Source organism: Actinoplanes sp. NPDC051861 (assembly GCF_040681145.1).
In the GTDB taxonomy this organism is placed as follows: domain Bacteria; phylum Actinomycetota; class Actinomycetes; order Mycobacteriales; family Micromonosporaceae; genus Actinoplanes.
In genome coordinates this window covers 155,836-176,383 of sequence record NZ_JBFAYE010000021.1, presented here as the reverse complement: position 1 = coordinate 176,383, position 20,548 = coordinate 155,836, and the positions used below count along the sequence as shown (strand labels likewise).

The following is a 20,548-nucleotide window of genomic DNA, read 5'->3' as shown; positions in this document are numbered from 1 at the left end:
CTCACGCGTCCACGTGCCGGTGCAAATACTCCCGGATCAACGCTTTCGCCTCGTCCAGGACGGCCTCGTCGCCACCCGAGTCCCGGCGGAACGCCAGCTTGATCAGCGCGTCCGCCGCCTCGACCGAGATCTGCAGCGCGAACCGCAGACGTGCCCGGTCAGCCAGCTGGAACTGATCGACAAGCAGCTCGGCCAGGCGCTCGGCGATGACCGCGTTGTTGTCCCGGTCCGAGTCCAGCAGGTGCAGGTCCACCACGTCACCGAAGTGCAGCGTGCGGAAACCCGGCACGCTGCGATGCATGTGGATGTACGCGTCTATCGCCGCATCCACCGCGTCCCACCAATGAGTGAACGTCTCACTGGCGAACCGGTCCGAGAGACTCTGCAGGTACGCATCCATGTTCCGCAGTGCGAGGGCCTGGACGATGGCCCGTTTGTCCGGGAAGAACTGATAGACCGAGCCGATGGCGACCTCGGCTCGTTCGGCGAGCAGGGTGGTGGTCAGGCCCTCATACCCGACCTCGTCCACCAGCTCGGCGCAGGCGTCGAGCATGCGTTGTACCCGGGCAACGCTTCTGCCCTGCACCGGAACCCGCCTCAGCGGTCCGGTGCTGACGGTTGGTGTCGACACGCGTCGCCACTCCCTCTCAGCAGTTATGAAACGAACGTTACTCGGATCAACGAGCGAGGCGCATCGACGGGACGCCGGGTGCGCCTGTCCGCTCGGACGGAGGACAAAGGCCCGAATGACCAGACCCGTTAATGCTCGCCGGTGGACCAACTGGGGACGTAACCAGGAGTCCACCGCCGAGGTGCTGACCCCCGGCAGTATCGACGAGGTCGCCGCTCAAGTGAACCAGGCTGCTGAAAGCGGACGCAGAATCAAGGTGGTGGGCAGCGGGCACTCGTTCACCGCCATCGCGGTCGCCGACGACCTGCGCATGGTCATGCATCGGCTGAACGGGCTCGTCTCGGTCGACGGCCCGCTGGTGACCGTGCAGGCCGGCATGCACCTGTCCACACTCAACGCTCTCCTGACCGAGCACGGCCTCGCCATGCCCAACCTCGGTGACATCGACGCGCAGACGGTCTCCGGCGCCATCTCCACCGGCACGCACGGCACCGGCGCCGGGCACTCCACGCTCGCGTCCTGCGTCGAGGCGGTCACGATGGTGACGGCCGAGGGCAAGATCGAGCGCTACACGACCGATTCGCCGGAGTTCCCGGCGGTCCGGCTGGGGCTGGGAGCGCTCGGCGTGCTGGCCGAGGTGACGCTGCGGTGCGTGCCGGCGTTCGTGCTGCGCGCGGACGAGCGGCCGATGCTGCTCCGGGACGTGCTGGCCGGGCTCGACGAGTGGATCCCGGGCAACGATCACGTGGAGTTCTTCTGGTACCCGTACACCGACCGGGCCTCGCTCAAGCGCAACAACCGGGTGCCGGAGATCGACCGGCCGCTTTCACGGTTCCGCGGCTGGCTCGATGACGAGTTTCTCTCCAACACCGTGTGGGCGGGCGTCTGCAAGCTGGGCCAGAAGGTGCCGGCCACGGTTCCGGCGCTGAGCGCCGTCTCCGCTCGCGCGCTGAGCGCACGGACCTACACGGATCGGTCCGACAAGGTTTTCTGCTCACCGCGGCGGGTGCGTTTCACCGAGATGGAGTACGAGATCCCGCGCGCCGCCCTCCCCGAGGTGCTCGACGCGCTGGAGGGCATCTTCGACCGGCTCCCGTTCAAGGTCCAGTTCCCGGTCGAGGTGCGGTTCACCGGCCCCGACGACGTCTGGCTCTCGCACGGGTACGGCCGCGACTCCGCATACGTAGCCGTGCACCAGTACCTGGGCAGCCCGTACGAGCCGTACTTCCGGGCATTCGAGGACGTCTGCACGCCGCTGGGCGGCCGGCCGCACTGGGGGAAGCTGCACTATCGGGACGCCGAGTCGCTGCGTCCCGCGTACCCCAAATTTGACGACTTCCTGGCGGTCCGCGACCGCCTCGACCCGTCCCGGGTCTTCACCAACGAATACCTGGGACGGGTCCTCGGCAGCTAGCTCGTCGTCGCCTTGCGCGGCGCCGCCTTCTTGGCCGGCGCCGCCTTCTTCGCGGCCGTGGTCTTCTTGGCGGCGGCCGTCTTCTTCGCCGGCGCCTTCTTGGCCGGAGTAGCGCCGTCCGTGGCCGCCTTCGTGGCCGCCTTCTTGGCCGGAGCACGCTTGCGCGCCGGCGCCGGGCCCTTCGCCCGCTTCTCGGCAAGCATCTCCGAGGCCTGCTGCAGCGTGAGCTCCTCCGGCGTCTGATCGCGCCGCAGGGACGCGTTGAACTCACCGTCGGTCACGTAGGGACCGAACCGGCCGTCCTTGATCACCAGAGGCTTCTCGGTGGCCGGGTCGTTGCCCATCTCCCGCAGCGGCGGCTTGGCCGCACGGGCCTGGCGGGTCTTCGGCGCGGCCAGCAGCGTGAGCGCCTCGTCCAGCGTGACCGTGAACAGCTGGTCCTCGTTCGCCAGCGAGCGGGAGTCGGTGCCGCGGGCGATGTACGGCCCGTAGCGGCCGTTGCGAGCGACGATCTCGTTGCCCTCGGCGTCCTTGCCGACCACCCGGGGCAGCGAGAGCAGCTGCAGAGCCTGCTCCAGCGTCAGCGTCTGCGTCGACTGGGTCTTGAAGAGCGAGGAGCTGCGCTCGCCGCTCTGCACGTACGGCCCGTAGCGGCCGGACTTGACCACGACGGTCTCACCGGTCGCCGGGTCGTCGCCCAGGGTCTTGTCACCGTTGCCGGCGAGGAAGAGCTCCTCCACCTTCTCCGGGGTGAGCTCGTCGGGCGCCAGGCCCTCGGGCACCGACGCGCGGTCCTCGGGTGACTCCTCGGCCGAGTCCGGCGCCTGCCGCTGCAGGTAGGGCCCGAACCGGCCGACCCGGACCACGACCAGGCGGCCCTGCTCGTCGGTGAAGAGCGGGATCGAGTTGACCGTCCGCGCGTCGATCGCGCTGAGGTTCTCGGTGACCATCTTCTTCAGGCCGCCGGCCTTGGCGATCTCGTCGTCCGCCCCGCCGGTCTGGCTGCCGAAGTAGAACGAGGTGAGGAAGTCCAGCTGGGTGTGGTCGCCGGAGGCGATGTCGTCGAGCTGGCCCTCCATGGCGGCGGTGAAGTTGTAGTCCACCAGCCGCGGGTAGTGCCCCTCGAGCAGGCCGATCACGGCGAACGCGAGGAACGACGGGACCATCGCCTGGCCGCGCTTCTCGACGTAGCCGCGGTCCTGGATGGTCCGCATGATCGACTCGTAGGTGGAGGGCCGGCCGATACCCAGCTCCTCCAGGGCCTTCACCAGCGAGGCCTCGGTGTAGCGGGCCGGCGGCGAGGTGTGGTGCCCGACCGCGTTCAGCTCCTCGGCGTCCAGCGGCTGGTCCTTGACCAGGTTCGGCAGGCGGCGCTCGGCGTCCTCGGCCTCGGCGTTCTCGTCGTCGGAGGATTCCACGTAGGCGCGCAGGAAGCCCGGGTCGGTGATGGTCTTGCCGGACGCGCCGAAGTCAACCTCCTCCTGCGCCGTGGAGATGGCCCGGATCCGGATGCTCACCGAGTTGCCGATCGCGTCGGTCATCTGCGACGCGATGGTCCGGCGCCAGATCAGCTCGTAGAGCTTGAACTCGTCGGTGTTCAGCTCCTTGGCGACCTCGCCCGGGGTGCGGAAGTTGTCCCCGGCTGGTCGGATCGCCTCGTGCGCCTCCTGCGCGTTCTTCGCCTTCGTGGTGTATCGGCGCGGCTGGGGCGGCACACTGCCCGCGCCGTACAGATCGGCGATCTGGCGGCGGGCGGCGGCGATGGCCGTCTCGGAGAGGTTCACCGAGTCGGTACGCATATAGGTGATGTAACCGTTCTCATACAGCTTCTGCGCGGTGCGCATCGTCTGCGAGGACGAGAACCGCAGCTTGCGGGCCGCCTCCTGCTGCAGTGTCGAGGTGATGAACGGCGCATACGGCCGGCGCCTGTACGGCTTCTCCTCGACCCGGGTGACGGTGAACGGGCGGCCCTCCAGGCGGGCGGCCAGGCCCCGGGCGCCGCTCTCGTCAAGGTGCACCACGGACGACCCGACCTTCACCTGGCCGGTGGTGGGCTCGAAGTCCTTGCCGGTGGCGACGCGGTCCCCGCCCAGCGCGATCAGCGTCGCCTGGAAGGTCCGGGGTCCGTCGATCCTGCCCTGCACGGCGAGGGTGGCGAGGATGTCCCAGTACTCCGCGGAGCGGAACGCCATCCGCTGGCGCTCACGCTCGACGACGATGCGGGTGGCCACGGACTGCACACGGCCGGCCGACAGCTTGGGCCGCACCTTCTTCCACAGGACCGGGCTGACCTCGTAGCCGTACAGCCGGTCCAGGATGCGGCGGGCCTCCTGCGCGTCGACCAGGTCACGGTCGATGTCGCGCGGGTTGGAGACGGCTGCCTGGATGGCCGGCTTGGTGATCTCGTGGAAAACCATCCGCTTGACCGGGACCTTGGGCTTGATCGTCTCGATCAGGTGCCACGCGATGGCCTCGCCCTCGCGGTCCTCATCGGTGGCGAGGAAGATCTCGTCGACCTCCCGGGCCAGCTTGCGCAGCTTGGCGATCTGTTGCTTGCGGTCGGCGGAGACGACGTACAGCGGCTCGAAGCCGTTGTCGACGTTCACGCCCAGCTTCGCCCAGGCCTCGCCCTCGTACTCAGCGGGGACGTCGGCGGCATTACGCGGCAGATCGCGGACATGGCCGATGGAGGCCTCGACCAGATAGTCGGGGCCCAGATAACCGGCGATCGTCTTGGCCTTCGACGGGGACTCGACGATGACCAGACGGGTCGTCCTGGCGTCACTCGGCACGGCACTCCCATGGTGATGATTGAGATCCTCGGCGCTCCCCGCCTCGCCCGGCAGAGCACAGATGTTCAACGTAACGCGCCGGACAAGCCTGCATTCCCGGGGAACCCCGCAGTCGGATGGTAACGGCCCGGCCACCGCATGCGTCCGACCGCGACACCGTACACCGGGAAGACGTTGTTATGTCGGACACAATCCAGGAAGATCACGCAGCTGCGCCGCCGGGCCAGGCTTCGTGCGGTGCCGCCGTGGGCCGCTCACCCACCAGCTCGGCGAGCCGTCTGACCCGCCGCCGACCGTTGATCAGGTAGAACCGTCCGTCATCCGACATCCGCCCTGCCAGACCCGCTCGGACCAGGGCCGCTTCGACTGGCTGACGGCCCTCGTCCGGGCCCAGGCCGAGTGCGTAGCCGCCGGGCTGCGGCTCGCCTGCGGCGGCCACCCAGAGACGCAGCCGAGGTCCGCTGAGAAAAAGCTGGGCGGCGGCGGTCGGCCATGCGCGGGCCAGGCTGTTCAACCTCTGGGAGTACGCCGTACGCACGTCGAAGAGGGGTGTCTCCTCCTCGGGTACCTCCTCGACGGGAGCCCAGGTCGCGGTGAGGCCGCGCGTGACCAGCTCGGTGACCAGCACGTGCACCCGCCAGGCGGCATCCACCCGGACCGTGACCCGCGCCGTTCCGCCCATCCGGCCGAGGCGGCCCGGCCCGGCGAGAAGACCGGCGAGATCGGCGGGTGACGGCTCGATGGTCTCCGCGCCGAACATGGGCAGCTGGTGACCGCCCCGCGCGCCCGCCGCGTGACGTTGCGCAGTGCGTTTCGTCACCTCGACCGGCGGAGGAAGAACCTCACGCGGGATCAGCGGCCACCCGGTCTCGGTCATCTCACTTGCACTCGGGCAATGAGTCGAAGGCCTGTCTCAGCTCGACGGACTCCAGTTTCGTGGTGTCCAGGCTGCTCTTCTCGTAGTCGGCGGTGAGCCGCTCGACCACCTTGCCAACCTCGTCGTAGAACGCTTTCGCCGGTGCCGTGGCCAGGGCCTGGATGCCGGTGCGGGCGTTGCCGTAGGCGTCCCGGATGCCGGCCAGCGAGCCGATGAAGCCGTGCGCGATCTCGTCGCCGTTGGTGACGTCCGGGACACCGGCCCGCTCCACACCGGCCCGCGCCGCCTCGCTGGCCGAGGCTGCACCGTCGAAGAGCCGGGCGAGGTTCTCCTTCGCCTGACGGGGCGTGGTCTTGGCGGTCATCTGCTGCTGAGTCCGGCTGGTGAGGGAGTCGATCTCGCTGCGCCAGGGGCTGAGAGCGGTGCACACCGAGGCCGCCCACGCCTGCGGGCCGGGCTGTGCGGTGCAACCGCTCAGCGGTACGGCGAGCACGAGGGCGAAAGCCAGGAAGATCGGTCGGACCGCGCGCATGGGAGCAGCGTACGGCTCCGGTGTGTCACTCCACACGCCTCGATCGAGTCAAAGCGAAAGGGCACCCGTCGCCGGGTGCCCTTTCGTCCTGCTAGGACCGTGTTCTTTCAGTTCAGCCGACGTTGTCCTTGATCCGGGACGACGCGTCGGTCTCACGGGCGTCCTGCGCGGCCTTGGCCGTGTCGGAGGCGCCCGCGGCGGCGGCCGCGGACGGCTCGCCCATGGAGATCTCCTTGCGCTTGCTCCAGATCACCGCCGCGGAGACGATCGCGACCGCGAGGACCGCGACGCCGACCCGCACGCCCACGTTCGCGTCCGCGCCGTAGCTCAGGGTCACGACGGCCGGGGCGATCAGCAGCGAGACCAGGTTCATCACCTTGAGCAGCGGGTTGATCGCCGGGCCGGCGGTGTCCTTGAACGGGTCGCCGACGGTGTCGCCGATGACCGTGGCGGCGTGTGCCTCGGAACCCTTGCCACCGAAGTGACCGTCCTCCACCAGCTTCTTCGCGTTGTCCCACGCGCCGCCGGAGTTGGACAGGAAGACCGCCATCAGCGTGCCGGTACCGATCGCGCCGGCCAGGTAGGCGGCGAGGGCACCCGGGCCCAGGCCGAAACCGACCGCGATCGGCGCGGTGATCGCCAGCAGACCGGGGGTGAGCAGTTCACGCTGCGCGTCCCGGGTGCAGATGTCGACGACCCGGCCGTACTCCGGACGCTGCGTGCCGTCCATGATGCCCGGGAACTCGCGGAACTGGCGCCGGACCTCCATCACCACGGCGCCCGCGGAGCGGGACACCGCGTTGATCGCCAGGCCGGAGAAGAGGAACACCACTGCCGAGCCGATCAGCAGGCCGACCAGGCTGCGCGGGTTCGAGATGTTCAGCTGGGCGAGGATCTCGTTGCCCACATCGGTCACACCGGCGTCGGCCAGGGAGCTGGCCAGGCTGTTCGTGTACGACCCGAACAGCGCCGTGGCGGCGAGGACCGCCGTGGCGATCGCGATGCCCTTGGTGATCGCCTTCGTGGTGTTGCCGACCGCGTCCAGCTCGGTGAGGATCTGCGCGCCGCGCTCGTCGACGTCACCGGACATCTCAGCGATGCCCTGCGCGTTGTCCGAGATCGGGCCGAACGTGTCCATCGCCACGATCACGCCGACCGTGGTGAGCAGGCCGGTGCCGGCCAGCGCCACCGCGAACAGCGACAGCGTCAGCGACGATCCGCCGAGCAGGAAGGCGCCGAAGACGCCCGCGCCGAGCAGCAGGGCCGAGTAGACCGCGGACTCCAGGCCGACGCTGATGCCGGCGAGCACCACGGTGGCCGGGCCGGTCTGCGACGACTTGCCGATGTCGCGTACCGGGCGCCGCTCGGTCTCGGTGAAGTAGCCGGTCAGCGCCTGGATGGCGGCGGCCAGCACGATACCGATCACGACCGCGCCGACCGCGACCCAGCGGGGGTCCTGCCCGCTGTTCACGATGTCCTCGGCGATGCCCGCGTCACCGAAACCGGCGAAGGTCGCCGGGAGGTAGGTGAAGCTGACGATCGCGACGGCGACCGCGGCCAGTGCGGCGGAGATGTAGAACGCCCGGTTGATCGCGGTGAGACCGTTGCGGTCACTGGCACGCAGCCGGGTGATGAAGACGCCGACGATCGCGATCACCACACCGATCGTGGAGACGATCAGCGGGAAGATCAGGCCGTCCTGCCCGAACGCGGCCGAGCCCAGGATCAGGGCCGCGACCAGGGTCACGGCGTACGACTCGAACAGGTCGGCGGCCATGCCGGCGCAGTCGCCGACGTTGTCGCCCACGTTGTCCGCGATGGTCGCCGCGTTGCGCGGGTCGTCCTCGGGGATGCCCTGCTCGACCTTGCCGACCAGGTCCGCACCGACGTCGGCGGCCTTGGTGAAGATGCCGCCGCCGACCCGCATGAACATCGCGAGCAGCGCGGCGCCGAAGCCGAAGCCCTCCAGGACGGTCGGCGCGTCACCCTTGAAGATCAGGACGACCAGCGCACCGCCGAAGAGGCCCAGGCCGACGGTGAGGAAGCCCACCACACCACCGGTGCGGAAGGCGATACCCATCGCCTTCTCCCGTCCGCCCTCTTCGCCGGCGGCCGCGGCCACCCGCAGGTTCGCCCGGGTGGCGAGGGCCATGCCGGCGCCACCGATGAACGAGCTGAACAGCGCGCCGACGATGAAGAAGAGCGACCTGCCGATCTTGACCAGCGTCTCGTTATCGGTCTCGTGAACCGGCAACAGGAAGAGCAGGACGACCGCGATCACGACGAAGATCCCCAGTGTTCTGAACTGGCGGATCAGGTAGGCCGAGGCGCCCTCCTGCACGGCGCCCGCGATCTCCTGCATCTTCGGAGTGCCGCGCGCGGTACGCAGCACCGATTGGACGAACATCGCAGCGAAACCGAGCGCCACAAGGGCGAATACGAGCGCGACGATGACGAATGTGACGTTTGAACCGCTGAGGGACACTCCACCGCCATCGGCGGCGAGGTTTTGCGAGGCCCCGGACATCAATGTCCTCCTGTACACCGAACCGCACCCGGACGGCGGACGAGACCTCCGGGCGCATTCCCCGGGGAGCGGGGAACGACCAGCCGGACCCGCGGACGCGGGACCAGCAGTAGCTGACAACTCGCGTACTGTATAGGCCTCGCGTGGCGATCGTCACATGCGCCACCAGCCGTGTCTCGGTGATGTTCGCCGCTGTGTTATCGCTGGGGCAGGCGGGTATAGGGCGTAGTTGATCTCCCGCCGCAGGTCGGCGGGCATGCTGAGTCCAGCTTGCTGGGTGGTTTTTGATCTCGGCTGCATCTCGGCGAATTTCGCCGGAGTGTTCCCGCTTCGGGGTGTCTCTGCGGGTCTTCGCCGGTTTAGCGGCGGTTTACCGGCCAGACCATGCGGACCTCGGTGCCGGGGCCGTCTTCCACCGGGCGCACCTGAAGGTCGTCGACAAAACCGGCGAGGAGGGCGAAGCCGACACCGGTGGTGAGGGCCTCGTCCGTCAGGGACTCGTCGGCGAGTTCGTCCGGGGGCAGCTTGGCCAGACCGACGCTCGCCTCGATCGGGGCGTGGTCGATGACCCGGACGGTGTAGGAGTCCGAGTCGGACATCTCGACGGTGACCAGATCGGGCAGGCCGTACTGGCGGTGCAGGGCCACGGCACGCGTGCACGCCTCACCGATCGCCAGCCGGACCTCGTCGAGCAGGTCCTCGGCGACCCCGGCGCGGCGGGCCACGGCGACGCCGACCAACCGGGCGGTACGCACGTGGACGGGCGCCGGCGAGAAGGAGAGCCGAACAGTCGCCATCACGAAGCGGGACCGCTGCCGTCGCGTTCTGTGGCCGCCTCGACAGTCGGGAAGATCGGGAAGACCTGGTCCAGCGCGGTGATCCGGAAGATCTTGAGCAATGGCTCCTTCGCACAGACCAGCCCGAACGTCCCGTGCGCGGTTCGCAGGCGCTTCAGCGCGCCGACGAGAACGCCGAGCCCGGTCGAGTCGAGGAACTCGACCCGCTCCAGATCGACGACGACGTCGCGTGCACCCGCGTCGACCAGCTCGATGAGACGCTCACGCAGGCGAGGGGCGGTGTAGACGTCCACCTCACCACCGACCTCGAGCACTGTGTGCTCAGCGACGGTACGGGTCGCCAGCGACAGCTCCATCGGTCCTCCTCCCTGATCTCCCCCCGCGAAATCTAACCATCGACCTGTACCCGGCGACGCGTGGCACCCACCGTCCTACCCGTTTGGGGTTCGGGCCATTCCGGTGACAGAGTGCTATGCGTGACCTCCACCGCCTTCGGTCCTGCTGAGCTGCTGCTTCGGCTGCGGGATCGCGGGTCCGCGGCAGCGGCGTCCCCGATCACCCACGTCGAACGGGTGCCCGCCCGGGCCGGACGAACCGCGCCGTGGCCCGCGTGGACCGATCCCGCGGTGCGCGACGCGTTCGTCGCGCGGGGGATCGCCGCACCCTGGGACCATCAAGCGGCAGCCGCCACCCTCGCCTGGGGAGGCACGCATGTCGTGCTGGCCACCGGCACCGCATCGGGCAAATCCCTCGCGTACCAGCTGCCCGCGCTCAACGCGCTGACAACGGACCCTAAGGCGACTGCGCTCTATCTGTCACCTACCAAAGCGCTCGCGGCCGACCAATTGCGGGCAATCACCCGGCTCGGGATCGATGGTGTTCGCGCCGCGACGTTCGACGGGGACACCGGGCGTGAAGAGCGAGAATGGGTACGGCAGCACGCACGGCTGATCATGACGAATCCGGATATGTTGCATCATTCCCTCCTGCCGGGGCACGGCCGTTGGGGTGTGTTCCTGCGTCGTCTGGCGTTCGTGGTCGTCGATGAATGTCACACCTACCGGGGCGTGTTCGGCTCGCATGTGGCACATGTGCTGCGGCGCCTGCGCCGGGCCGCGGAACGCTACGGCGGCTCACCCACCTTCGTGCTTGCCTCCGCCACGACGGGCGATCCGGCCGGCACCGCCTCCCGGCTGATCGGCATGCCGGTCACCGCGGTGACCGAGGACGCCTCACCCCGGGGAGCGGTGACGTTCGCCCTTTGGGAACCACCGCTGCTCCCCCCGTCGAAGTTGTCCATGCCCGCGGCTACGGAAGAGAACGACGGCTTCGTCGACGTCGAGTTGCCGCCGATCCGGCGGTCCGCGCTGCGGGAGACCGCCGACCTGCTCACCGACGCCGTGGTCGCCGGCACCCGTACCCTCGCCTTCGTCCGCTCCCGCCGTGGCGCCGAGCTGGTAGCGAGCATGACCCGCCGCGCCCTGGACGAGGCGGTGCCGGGCCTCGGCGATCGGGTCGCCGCCTACCGCGCCGGCTACCTGCGCGAGGACCGCCGTGCGATCGAACGCGCCCTGCTCTCCGGCGACCTGCTCGCGCTCGCCTCCACGAACGCCCTCGAACTCGGCGTCGACCTGGTCGGCCTGGACGCCGTGCTGATCTGCGGCTATCCCGGCACCCGGGCCTCGCTCTGGCAGCAGGCGGGCCGCGCCGGGCGGGCCGGCAACGAGGCGCTCGCGGTCCTGATCGCGCGCGACGACCCCCTCGACACCTACCTCGTGCACCACCCCGAGGCGGTCTTCGGCCGTCCCGTCGAGGCGACCGTGCTCGATCCCACGAACCCGTACGTCCTCGGCCCACAACTGTGCTGCGCCGCGTCCGAGGCCGCGCTCACCGACGCCGACCTGGACCTGTTCGGCGGCCCACCGGCGGTCGCCGCCGCACAGGCGCTGGCCGAGCAGGGTGTCCTCCGGCGCCGGCCGTCCGGCTGGTACTGGACCCACCGCGGACGGCCCGAGGTGGACCTGCGCGGCACCGGCGGCGCACCGGTCTCGGTCGTCGAGACAGCGACCGGCCGGCTGCTCGGCACGGTCGACCCCGCGTCCTCCCACGCCACCCTGCACACCGGCGCCGTGCACCTGCACCAGGGCGTGTCGTACGTGGTCGACGACCTCGACCTCGAAGACGCGATCGCCCTGGTCCACCAGGAGGAGCCGGACTGGACCACACACGCTCGGGACGTCACGAACCTCTCGGTGGTGAGCGTCCGCTCGTACGTGGACGCCGGCCCCGTCGGCCTGTTCCTCGGCGAGGTGGACGTGACGAACCAGGTCGTGTCGTACCAGCGACGGCGGATCGGCAGCGGCGAGGTAATCGACACTCGGCCCCTGGATCTGCCGGTGCGCGAGTTGCGTACGGTCGCCGTCTGGTTCACCGTCTCGCCGGACGCCCTGGTCGCCGCCGGGGTGGAACCGGCCGACTTCCCGGGCGCCCTGCACGCCGCCGAGCACGCCGGCATCGGCCTGTTGCCGCTGATCGCCACGTGTGACCGCTGGGACATCGGCGGCCTGTCGACGGCGAACCACGCGGACACCGAGGCGCCGACGGTCTTCGTCTACGACGGGCATCCGGGCGGCGCCGGGTTCGCGGAGAGGGCGTACGGCACGGCGGCCGAGTGGCTCCGCGCGACCCGCGAGGCGATCGCGTCGTGCGTGTGCGAGGCCGGGTGCCCGTCCTGTGTGCAGTCCCCCAAGTGCGGCAACGGCAACAACCCGCTGAACAAGGCCGACGCGGTGAAGGTCCTGGACACGGTGCTGGCCGCCCTACCGCCCGCCTGATCCACCCGGCACCGGCCCCGCTCGGGCCGCCGCGACGGCCGCACCCACCTCCACCCGGATGACGATCTCCAACCCGGTGACCGTGCAGGAGGTCATCCGGCCGCCGTTGGCGCGGGCGTAGCGAGCGGCCTCGGCACACGCGGCACTCTCCCCTTCGAGAGCACGCCGCCCACCGGCCAGGGCACCGAGGTCCGCCGCGTTGCGCGCCTCGTGCCGAGCAACCCGCACGGCTCCCACCGCCGCCCCGAACAGCCCGGCAGTTACCAGCACCAACCCGACAGCCAGCACGAAGATCGAGGCAGCACCCCGATCCGGCTCGGTCAGAACCCGGCTCACAGCCGGACCGGCTCGGGCTCGCGAGCGGCGACAGCCTTCGCCCGGACCGTGACGCCGGGCAGATCCCCACCGAGGACCCGCACCCGCGCCGACACCACCGCCGTGACCGACTCTACCCCGAAACTAACCGATATATCCGCATCCTCGGGAGCAGTAGCGGCCGCGACGGCCAGCGACGGCTCCCCGCGTGCCGCCGCCAGCGCCGCCTCCCGGGCCGCGTCCAGGCACTGCGCCTTGACCATCACGGCGGAGACGGCCGCCATCCCGACGAGGAGAAGCAGGACGAGCGCCGGCAGCCCGGCCGCGAGTTCGGCGGTGAACGCTCCCCGGTCCCGGCCGGGCCGCCGGCGCCCACTCACTTCAGCGCCCTGCCGATCAGGCCGGTGAGCGCCGTCTGCACGGAACTGCTGCTGATCACCTTGAGCAACACCCCGGCGAACGCCACCGCCGCGAGCGTGCCGACCGCATACTCGGCGGTGCTCATCCCGGCATCGGCCGCCTCGGCCCGCAACCGCCGAAAGCCGGCGACGAGTTTGTACACGTTGACCTCCTCGAATCGATCGATGCAGCGCCCGACACGCCACACCGCGGATCCCGGGACACAAGACAGCGCCCGGCGTTTCACAGCCGTCACCAAGGACGGCAACAACTCACAGCACGTCGCCCAGGACGGCGACCACGACCGGCCCCAGCCCGGCGAGCAGGAAGGCCGGCAGGAAGCACAGGCCGAGCGGCAGAACGATGAGCACCGCGGCCCGCTGCGCCGCGGCCTCGGCGGCAGCCGAGCGGTCGGCACGCAGGTCGCCGGCGAGGCGTTCCAGGGCACCGGCGAGCGCGCCACCACTGGCGCTGGAACGAACGGCCGCCGCCACGAGTCGATCAGCTCCGGCGACACCCACGAGGTGCGTCCAGGCCTCACCCGGTTCCGCACCGAGCCGCAACGACCGCGCGGCACGCTGGAGACGATCACCCAGCGGCCCGCCCAGGGCATCAGCCACCGCCGCCGCGGCGCGATCCACCGGCGCACCGGCCCGAAGAGCGGCAGCGAGCAGATCAGCGGCGAGCGGGAGATCGGACTGCGCCCGCAGACGATCACGCTTGACCTCGGCGGGTTCGCGGCGCCGCAGGTACCGCTCGGCGCCGATCCCGGCCACCAGCCCGGCCACGAGGCCCCACCAGGTGCCCACGAACCCGGCGACAGCCATTCCCGCCAGGCTGGCCAGCAGAAGCCGGGTCCGGTCAACCGAGCGGCGAACCCTCGGCAGCCGATATCCCACCGACGCGGGTGGTAGGACCAGGACCACCGCCGCCAGCACCGCGCAGAACGCCACGACCAGGGCTGTCACCGGTGCACCGCCGCTTTCGGCTCCGGCCGTGGCACCTCGGCCTCGGCGAGCGCCACACACCCGCTCGTAGCGAAGTCCACACCGATCAGCGCCGCCGCACAGCACTCCCGCAGCGGAACCCGAACCGGCCCGCCCTGCCGCAGAAGCTCAGCCGCACCGCACTCCCGTTTCACGGGACGGGCCCGTCGACGAGGTGCCCGGCCCACCGCAGCCCGGCGCACTGCAGCGCCACCGCCGCCACCGCGCACCCCTCACCCACCGGTGTCCGGAACAGCACATACAGCGGATCCGCCCCGATCGCGTAGCCCAGCGCGATCCCGCCCAACGGCAGTCCCGCCAGGAGCATCGCCGTCGCCTGTGCACCGGCCGCCTGTGCCGCCGCCGCCCTGGCCGCCCGGTCCGACGCCCGCGCGTCCGACTCGATCCGGTCGAGCAGATCGGCAGCCGGCGCACCGGTCTGCTCAGCAAGCCGCCACACAGCCCCCGTCAGCCCAGCGAGCCGCCCATCCCCGCCGACCACACCCACCGGAATCCCGGCTCGAAGATCAGCGACGACCGAGCAGAGCCCGTCCAGAGCCGCCGCCCTGTTCGCCGCAGCCCGCCGGGCAGATCGCCGACGCGCAGCCTCCCGAGCCCCCAGCCACGCATAGGCAGCCACCACCACCCCGGCCACCGGCCCGCCGACCGACAGGGCCGCCGCCACCGCCACTCCCCCAGCGCCCAGCGACAGGTGGCGCCGGGGGAGGGCGGGCAGCGACCAGGAAGCCAACCGCCGAGGACGACAGGCCCGAGGCCACAGCACCACCACAACCGCCACGACGAGAGCCACCCAGCTCATGCGGACCCCACCGGAGGGCGCAGCGCCGCCGGCACCGCCACCCCGCGCTCCACCAACATCCGCCCCAGGACGGCCGCACCGGGCCCGGCACCACGACCCACCTGCCACGCCGGCACGACCCCGGTCACCCGTTCCGAGCCGGAGACCACCGGCTCGAGCACGCTGATCGACTCCAGCACGCGTCCCCGGTCGGTACGGCGTACCTGAACGACCACCTGCAACGCCGCCAGAACCTGGGCGTGCAGGGCCGCCCGCGGCAGCCCGCCCAGCATCCCGAGCGCTTCGAGCCGGGCCGGCACATCACCGGGCGCGTTGGCGTGCAGCGTCCCCGCGCCGCCCTCGTGCCCCGTGTTCAGCGCACCCAGCAGGTCGACGACCTCCGCGCCCCGGCACTCCCCGACCACCAGCCGGTCCGGCCGCATCCGCAGCGCCTGCCGGACCAGATCCGTCAGCCCGACCGCGCCCGCACCCTCAACGTTCGCCGTACGCGCCTGCAACGCCACCACATGCGGATGAACCGGCCGGAGCTCCGCCGCGTCCTCGACGAGCACGATCCGCTCCGACCGCGGAACCATGTTGAGCAGCGTCGACAGCAGAGTCGTCTTCCCGCTGCCCGTGCCGCCCGTCACCAGGTACGCCAACCGCGCCCGCACCACAGCCGCCAGCACCGGAGCCGCCGTCACCGCCACCGTCCCGCACGACACCAGGTCGTCCAGGCTGAACGGCCGCTGCCGGAACGTCCGCAACGACAGGTAGGGCCCACAGGTCGCCACCGGAGGCAGCACCGCGTGCAGGCGGGTCCCGTCCGGGAGGCGTGCGTCCGCGTACGGCTGCCCGTCGTCGAGCCGCCGCCCGCAAGCCGCCACGAGGCGCTGCGCGAGTCTCCGTACGTCATCGGGGTCTTGAAAACGAACGGCCGCGCGTTGCAATCCCGCGCCTCGATCCACCCAGACCTGCATGCCGTTGACGAGCACGTCAGTGACCGAATTGTCCGCTAAGAGCGGTGCCAGCGGCCCCGCACCGACCAGCTCGCCCCGCACCTGGTCGGCCAGCCGCAGCACAGCCGTGTTACCGAACACCCCGGTCTCGCCGCGGACCGCGTTCACCACCGCCGCCGGTGTCGCCTCCACCCCGTCAGTCGCGAACCGGCGCCGCACCCGACCCACCACCTGCGCGTTCATGCCGCAGCCCCGGTCCGGACGAGCTCCCCGATCAGCCGCTGGCAGAGTTCCGCGAGAGGGCCCTTGCCGTCGGCCGCCGGCGCCGTCCCGTGCTCCAGCGCCTGGCAGATCGCCCGCTCCGGCCGCAGCGTGCCGGCGAGCGGAAGTTTGAGCGCGCGGGCGACGTCCCGTGCTCGCAACCGTCCCGGCGCGGGCCCGCGCACCACCAACGCCACGTCCTCGCAGTGCGGAGCGACCGCCGCCGCCGTCCGCCTCGCCGACGCCGTGGCCCGCAGCTCGGCCGGAACCACCAGCAGCGCCCGATCAGCCGACTGCAGCGCGATCACCGCCGCGTCGTCCAGCCTGCGCGGCAGGTCCGCGACGATCACATCCCGCCCACGCCGGGCCGCGTCCATGGCCGCCGCCATCGCCTCTGCAGGTATGCCGGGAAGCTCCTCCCGGTCGAAGGAGAGCAGCACGAGGTCGCCCCGGCGCGGCAGCGCGCCGAGCAGTTCCGGCGGGTCCACCCTGCCGTCCGCACCGGCCAGCGCACGCCAGCGCAGACCGTCCAGCTTCTCCCAGCCGAGCGCGAGGTCGAGCCCGGCACCAAGCGGATCCGCGTCGAGCAGCAGAGTCCGGTGGCCGGCGCGCACCGCGGTCGTCGCCAGCCCCGCCGCCAGGATGCTCGCACCGGCACCGCCCCGGCCGCCGATCACCGCGACGGTCCGGGCGGTCACGGTCGCCTCCGGCCGCCCGGCGAGCTGTTCGGCCACCCACGACTCCGCGGCCGGCAGGATCACCAGGTGCTCGGCACCGATCAGATCGGACACCTTCCAGACGTCGTCGGCGATCTCCGCGCGCCCCACCACGATCACTCGCCGCCGGCGTGGCAGGCGGGCGCGCAGACTGGCCACCACCTGGTCGGCCCCGATCAGCACGAGCGGCGCGCCCGGATATCGGGCCCGCGCGGCCGCGGGGTCGGGCGCGACGTCGACCTCGGTGCCGCCGGCAGCGGCGAGCCGGAGCAGATCGTCGAGCAGATCCGGGTCGGCGGTCACGACCAGGGGACGGCGCGGGGCGGGCATCGCTACCTCCAAGCTTGGGGCGCCCACCGTCGCCGCGCGGCCTCGGACCGCGCCACCGGACCTCGCCAAGCTGTGGAAAACCGACCCGCTTGTGGACAACCCGCACTGAGCCGGTTTCTCTGGTAACGCGTTGGGTATCTTGGTCAGCCGACACGGACCGATGGAGTTGGAATGGAAAACTCGATCCGGACCACGCTTGCCGACGACGGCACGGTTACCGTCGCCGTGCTGGGAGAGATCGATTTCTCGAACGCCGACGAGGTGGCCCAAGGCATCCGCGATGCCGTTCTTGACTGGTCGCCGCAGACCGTCCATGTGGACCTGCGCCGCGCCACGTTCATCGACTCGACCGGGCTGGGCGCTCTGATCGAGGGCTATCGGGCCGCCACCGAGCGGGACATCGACTTCGCCGTGGTCAACCCGAGCGAGACGTTCCGGCGAGTGCTCACCGTGACCGGACTCTCGGACTTCTTCGGCCTGATCGAGGTCGACACGACCACCGAGGGTGCGGAGCCGTCGCAGGCCACCGGAGCCTGAGTGGGAACGACCCCCGTCGGGGGAGACGGGGGTCGTCCTTGGATTCGGCTCCGGGGGGGTCGAGCCGAATCAACTCGGCTGATCGCGGGGGGCGCGACCGCCGAGGGCCGGTTCACTTGCGTTGACAGGACGCGACGGTAACAACACGCATCCCAGTCGCAAACACAAGTCTGCCTCAGAATTGGCCTCGGCGTCGAGTACCGAATGTTACCCGATGCCATGCCTCCTGCCCGTCTGACCGTTTTCACAGCCCGTCACCATCGAGTGCGAGGCGTGATCGGGTCAGCCGCGACGAGCCCCGTGCGGCTACACTTTCGGCCCGTGGGCCTGAGCGCCGCGTTTTTCGACCTCGACAAGACCGTCATCGCCAAGTCCAGCGCCCTGGCCTTCGGACGGCCTTTCTACCGTGATGGCCTGATCAGCCGCCGTGACGTCGTGAAATCCGCCTATGCGCAGCTGATGTTCCGGCTGGGCGGCGGCACCGACGAGCAGGCCATGGCCCGCACCCGCGACTACCTCGCCGCCCTCTGCAAGGGGTGGAAGGTCGAGCAGGTCCAGCAGATCGTCGCCGAGACACTCAACGATTTGATCAACCCCTATGTCTACGCCGAGGCCGCCGCGCTGATCGCCGAGCACCAGGCGGCCGGTCGCGACGTCGTGCTGGTCTCCGCGTCCGGCGACGAGATGGTCCGCCCGATCGGCGCGCTGCTGGGCATCACCGACGTCATCGCGACGCGGATGGCCATCGTCGACGGGCGTTACAGCGGCGAGGTCGAGTTCTACGCCGCCGGTCCGGCCAAGGTCGTCGGCGTCCGCCAGCTGGCCGCCGAGCGCGGTTACGACCTGGCCGACTGCTTCGCCTACTCGGACTCCAGCAGCGATCTTCCGCTCCTGGAGGCGGTGGGTCACCCGAGTGCCGTCAATCCGGATCGCGCGCTGCGCCGGGTCGCCGTGGAGCGTTCCTGGCCGGTGCTCGAGTTCCGTCACCCGGTCGCTCTGGGCAGGCGGTTGCGCGATCGCCCGGCGGTTCCGGTCGCTGCCGCGGCACTCGGCGTGGGGGTGGGCGTGGCCATCGGCTTCGCGCTTTACGGGCGCCATCGCCGGCTGCGGGCAGCGGTCGCTTAATTTTGGGTACGCGACGACCGACCAGCTCTCGAGAGTCACCGCGACCAGCTGCAACACCGGGCCGCCCGGCGACCGCCGGGACACCTGCACCCTTTGGTCTGAGTAATTGGGGTTACGCCACCTTTGCCTGATGAAACCTGGCGATCATGTGGCAAGCGGCGTAGAAAGGAGTCGCGGACCCGGAACCTCGGGAACCGTGCACGGCCACCGGGAACCCACGCGCGATCAGCCACGGCAGGCACGTTGCGGCGGGACCTCTGTCAATGGGCAGCTGGACCGTCGACAACGACCCAGGTGCACGCTTGTTAACCCGGTCCGGACGCGCAAAAGCCGGCGCCCCTCAAGGGACGCCGGCTCTTCCTGTTCCGACCTACTTGCCCCAGGCCAGATGCCGATTCCGCAGCTCGTGGTAAACCGCGCGGAACAGCGTGGGCCGCGAGTGGAAGTCCACACCCTGCGCCCACAGCTCGGTGTTGACCGTCCCGCCGTCGAGGCGCTCGATCAGCACGGTCAGCCCGCTGTCGATCTCCCACCGGCCGAGCCGATGGGACGCCTTGTGCAGCCGCACGCCCTCGATCTCCGCCCACGGCACGACCCGCGAGCGCAGCAGGCCGCGGATGAGCACGCCCTCGGTGCCCACGTACACACCGTGCTGCAGGATCCGCCAGGAGCCGATCACCCAGACCACGGCCAGCACACCGGCCACCGCGCGCATGCCGTGACCGATGAGGTCGAACGTCTGGACGGTGGCCCACGTCAGGAAGACGAGTGCGGCCGCCTCCCAGGCGATCACCAGCCAGCGGCCGGCGCCGGGCGTGTACGGGCGGATCCAGTCTTCAGCCACGCAGTGAAGTATGCCGCCGCTCAGACGGTCGCCAGGACACTGTCTCCGATGTCCGCGATTTCTCCCGCACCGGCCGTGACCGCCGACGCGTAGTGGCGCAGCCAGGACCGCACGCCGTCCGGTGTGCCCGTGGCGTAGGCGCCGGCCGATCCCACGTACTCCGGCTCACGCTGGAGGTGACCCACCTCGACCGTGACCAGGCCGCGAGGATCGAATCCCCGCCCGATCAGCGTGAGGCGCGCCGCGGCGCGGGCCACGACGCCGGCCGGGCCCGCGAACGGCCGGAGCGTGAGCAGCTCGGCGTGCACGATCGCGGCGAGCAGCAGCGGCGGGGTCTCCTCGTTGCCGGCGACGAGACCGGCCAGCGCGTCGATCCGCTCCGCGCCGCCGGTGAGCCGGCCCAGGTCGTGGTCGTGGACGACACCCCGGGCGGCGAGGACGTGCAGCTTGGCGAGCACCTGACGGGGCGCGCGGGGCCAGAGGTCGACGAGCCCGCCGAGTGCCTCGGCGACCCGCAGCGCGCCCTGCACGACCGGGTCGGTGACCGTGCCACCGCGTACCTCGTCGAGGTCGTAACGGTTGCCCTCCAGCGCCGCACTGGCGACCGCGGCGCGCAGGCTCGCCTCCGCGGCGACCTGTCCGCCGTGCCGGCGCAGGGCGCGGTGCCGCATCGCGGCGTCGACGGAGTTGCGGGCTTCGGCGAGAGCGGGCGCGACGTCAGCGAGGTCGAGCAACGGAGCAAGTGGATCCACGTGAACACGGTAACCGGTAAAACAGCGGAAACACGGGGTGCACAAACCCGCTTGGAACTGGCAAGATTCGCGCAAGAGCGAGCATCGACTCGTCAGTCGGCGCGCGTACGACACCATCGGG

At 70.7% G+C, this 20,548-nt stretch carries 21 protein-coding genes; 4 read left to right on the top strand and 17 right to left on the bottom strand.

Annotated features, from left to right (window positions below):
• Position 1 precedes the first annotated feature (1 nt).
• Complete coding sequence (locus AB0M02_RS37440) at positions 2-631, bottom strand: TetR family transcriptional regulator (RefSeq protein WP_364235954.1); 630 nt, start codon at positions 629-631, stop codon at positions 2-4.
• 115 nt (positions 632-746) lie between these two features.
• Between AB0M02_RS37440 and AB0M02_RS37435 the strand changes: the two genes are divergently transcribed.
• Positions 747-2,045: a D-arabinono-1,4-lactone oxidase gene (locus AB0M02_RS37435; protein WP_364235951.1), complete on the top strand. Its 1,299-nt coding sequence runs from the start codon at positions 747-749 to the stop codon at positions 2,043-2,045.
• Here AB0M02_RS37435 and topA read toward each other — a convergent pair.
• From topA to AB0M02_RS37405, 6 genes are all read right to left on the bottom strand, one after another.
• Positions 2,042-4,837: a type I DNA topoisomerase gene (gene topA / locus AB0M02_RS37430; RefSeq protein WP_364235949.1), complete on the bottom strand. Its 2,796-nt coding sequence runs from the start codon at positions 4,835-4,837 to the stop codon at positions 2,042-2,044. The genes AB0M02_RS37435 and topA overlap by 4 nt on opposite strands.
• A gap of 202 nt (positions 4,838-5,039) precedes the next feature.
• Positions 5,040-5,714, bottom strand: a complete 675-nt coding sequence (locus AB0M02_RS37425; protein ID WP_364235947.1) for a hypothetical protein — start codon at positions 5,712-5,714, stop codon at positions 5,040-5,042.
• Between the two features lies 1 nt (position 5,715).
• Complete coding sequence (locus tag AB0M02_RS37420) at positions 5,716-6,246, bottom strand: hypothetical protein (RefSeq protein ID WP_364235945.1); 531 nt, start codon at positions 6,244-6,246, stop codon at positions 5,716-5,718.
• A gap of 112 nt (positions 6,247-6,358) precedes the next feature.
• Positions 6,359-8,773, bottom strand: coding sequence for a sodium-translocating pyrophosphatase (locus AB0M02_RS37415; protein ID WP_364235944.1), 2,415 nt, complete (start codon positions 8,771-8,773; stop codon positions 6,359-6,361).
• A 359-nt stretch (positions 8,774-9,132) separates the two neighbouring features.
• Positions 9,133-9,573 (bottom strand): ATP-binding protein, encoded by a 441-nt coding sequence (locus AB0M02_RS37410; RefSeq protein ID WP_364235941.1) that lies wholly within the window; start codon positions 9,571-9,573, stop codon positions 9,133-9,135.
• A complete protein-coding gene (locus AB0M02_RS37405) occupies positions 9,570-9,926 on the bottom strand; it encodes an STAS domain-containing protein (RefSeq protein ID WP_045740520.1) in 357 nt (118 codons plus the stop codon). Before AB0M02_RS37405 ends, AB0M02_RS37410 begins: the two co-directional genes overlap by 4 nt.
• Before the next feature lie 111 nt (positions 9,927-10,037).
• Here AB0M02_RS37405 and AB0M02_RS37400 point away from each other — a divergent pair, with 111 nt between their 5' ends.
• A complete protein-coding gene (locus tag AB0M02_RS37400; RefSeq protein ID WP_364235938.1) occupies positions 10,038-12,404 on the top strand; it encodes a DEAD/DEAH box helicase in 2,367 nt (788 codons plus the stop codon).
• On the opposite strand, the gene AB0M02_RS37395 is transcribed toward AB0M02_RS37400, so the two are convergent.
• The 8 genes from AB0M02_RS37395 to ssd all read right to left on the bottom strand — a co-directional run bounded on the left by AB0M02_RS37395 (position 12,390) and on the right by ssd (position 17,169).
• Positions 12,390-12,740: an Rv3654c family TadE-like protein gene (locus AB0M02_RS37395; RefSeq protein WP_364235935.1), complete on the bottom strand. Its 351-nt coding sequence runs from the start codon at positions 12,738-12,740 to the stop codon at positions 12,390-12,392. The two genes, AB0M02_RS37400 and AB0M02_RS37395, sit on opposite strands and share 15 nt — an antisense overlap.
• Positions 12,737-13,099: a TadE family type IV pilus minor pilin gene (locus AB0M02_RS37390; RefSeq protein ID WP_364235932.1), complete on the bottom strand. Its 363-nt coding sequence runs from the start codon at positions 13,097-13,099 to the stop codon at positions 12,737-12,739. Before AB0M02_RS37390 ends, AB0M02_RS37395 begins: the two co-directional genes overlap by 4 nt.
• Positions 13,096-13,224 carry a DUF4244 domain-containing protein gene (locus tag AB0M02_RS37385; protein WP_364235999.1) on the bottom strand — a complete coding sequence of 43 codons (129 nt, stop codon included), beginning with the start codon at positions 13,222-13,224 and terminating at the stop codon, positions 13,096-13,098. Before AB0M02_RS37385 ends, AB0M02_RS37390 begins: the two co-directional genes overlap by 4 nt.
• A gap of 166 nt (positions 13,225-13,390) precedes the next feature.
• Positions 13,391-14,017: a type II secretion system F family protein gene (locus AB0M02_RS37380; protein WP_364235996.1), complete on the bottom strand. Its 627-nt coding sequence runs from the start codon at positions 14,015-14,017 to the stop codon at positions 13,391-13,393.
• A gap of 65 nt (positions 14,018-14,082) precedes the next feature.
• Positions 14,083-14,259 carry a hypothetical protein gene (locus AB0M02_RS37375; protein ID WP_364235930.1) on the bottom strand — a complete coding sequence of 59 codons (177 nt, stop codon included), beginning with the start codon at positions 14,257-14,259 and terminating at the stop codon, positions 14,083-14,085.
• Entirely contained in the window at positions 14,256-14,924 is a 669-nt protein-coding gene (locus tag AB0M02_RS37370; protein ID WP_364235927.1) for a hypothetical protein, read from the bottom strand. The genes AB0M02_RS37375 and AB0M02_RS37370 overlap by 4 nt, the downstream gene beginning before the upstream one ends.
• Entirely contained in the window at positions 14,921-16,105 is a 1,185-nt protein-coding gene (locus AB0M02_RS37365; protein WP_364235925.1) for a TadA family conjugal transfer-associated ATPase, read from the bottom strand. The genes AB0M02_RS37370 and AB0M02_RS37365 overlap by 4 nt, the downstream gene beginning before the upstream one ends.
• Entirely contained in the window at positions 16,102-17,169 is a 1,068-nt protein-coding gene (ssd, locus tag AB0M02_RS37360) for a septum site-determining protein Ssd (RefSeq protein ID WP_364235922.1), read from the bottom strand. The genes AB0M02_RS37365 and ssd overlap by 4 nt, the downstream gene beginning before the upstream one ends.
• Positions 17,170-17,340: 171 nt before the next feature.
• Here ssd and AB0M02_RS37355 point away from each other — a divergent pair, with 171 nt between their 5' ends.
• Both AB0M02_RS37355 and AB0M02_RS37350 read left to right on the top strand, forming a co-directional pair.
• The gene (locus AB0M02_RS37355; protein ID WP_364235920.1) at positions 17,341-17,706 is read left to right on the top strand and encodes an STAS domain-containing protein; all 366 of its coding nucleotides are present in this window, start codon (positions 17,341-17,343) and stop codon (positions 17,704-17,706) included.
• Between the two features lie 321 nt (positions 17,707-18,027).
• Positions 18,028-18,831: an HAD-IB family hydrolase gene (locus AB0M02_RS37350; protein WP_364235917.1), complete on the top strand. Its 804-nt coding sequence runs from the start codon at positions 18,028-18,030 to the stop codon at positions 18,829-18,831.
• Positions 18,832-19,201: 370 nt separating this feature from the next.
• Here AB0M02_RS37350 and AB0M02_RS37345 read toward each other — a convergent pair whose 3' ends face one another.
• A complete protein-coding gene (locus tag AB0M02_RS37345; RefSeq protein ID WP_364235915.1) occupies positions 19,202-19,675 on the bottom strand; it encodes a PH domain-containing protein in 474 nt (157 codons plus the stop codon).
• 20 nt (positions 19,676-19,695) lie between these two features.
• Positions 19,696-20,427, bottom strand: coding sequence for an oxidoreductase (locus AB0M02_RS37340; protein WP_364235913.1), 732 nt, complete (start codon positions 20,425-20,427; stop codon positions 19,696-19,698).
• Between the last annotated feature and the right edge of the window lie 121 nt (positions 20,428-20,548).

What these genes read in the sequence shown, in the direction of transcription:
- AB0M02_RS37365 (WP_364235925.1), bottom strand. Translation starts at nt 16,105, where the DNA reads ATGAACGCGCAGGTGGTGGGTCGGGTGCGGCGCCGGTTCGCGACTGAC.
- AB0M02_RS37415 (WP_364235944.1), bottom strand. Translation starts at nt 8,773, where the DNA reads ATGTCCGGGGCCTCGCAAAACCTCGCCGCCGATGGCGGTGGAGTGTCC.
- AB0M02_RS37425 (WP_364235947.1), bottom strand. Translation starts at nt 5,714, where the DNA reads ATGACCGAGACCGGGTGGCCGCTGATCCCGCGTGAGGTTCTTCCTCCG.
- AB0M02_RS37385 (WP_364235999.1), bottom strand. Translation starts at nt 13,224, where the DNA reads ATGAGCACCGCCGAGTATGCGGTCGGCACGCTCGCGGCGGTGGCGTTC.
- AB0M02_RS37420 (WP_364235945.1), bottom strand. Translation starts at nt 6,246, where the DNA reads ATGCGCGCGGTCCGACCGATCTTCCTGGCTTTCGCCCTCGTGCTCGCC.
- AB0M02_RS37435 (WP_364235951.1), top strand. Translation starts at nt 747, where the DNA reads ATGACCAGACCCGTTAATGCTCGCCGGTGGACCAACTGGGGACGTAAC.
- AB0M02_RS37370 (WP_364235927.1), bottom strand. Translation starts at nt 14,924, where the DNA reads ATGAGCTGGGTGGCTCTCGTCGTGGCGGTTGTGGTGGTGCTGTGGCCT.
- ssd (WP_364235922.1), bottom strand. Translation starts at nt 17,169, where the DNA reads ATGCCCGCCCCGCGCCGTCCCCTGGTCGTGACCGCCGACCCGGATCTG.
- AB0M02_RS37355 (WP_364235920.1), top strand. Translation starts at nt 17,341, where the DNA reads ATGGAAAACTCGATCCGGACCACGCTTGCCGACGACGGCACGGTTACC.
- AB0M02_RS37405 (WP_045740520.1), bottom strand. Translation starts at nt 9,926, where the DNA reads ATGGAGCTGTCGCTGGCGACCCGTACCGTCGCTGAGCACACAGTGCTC.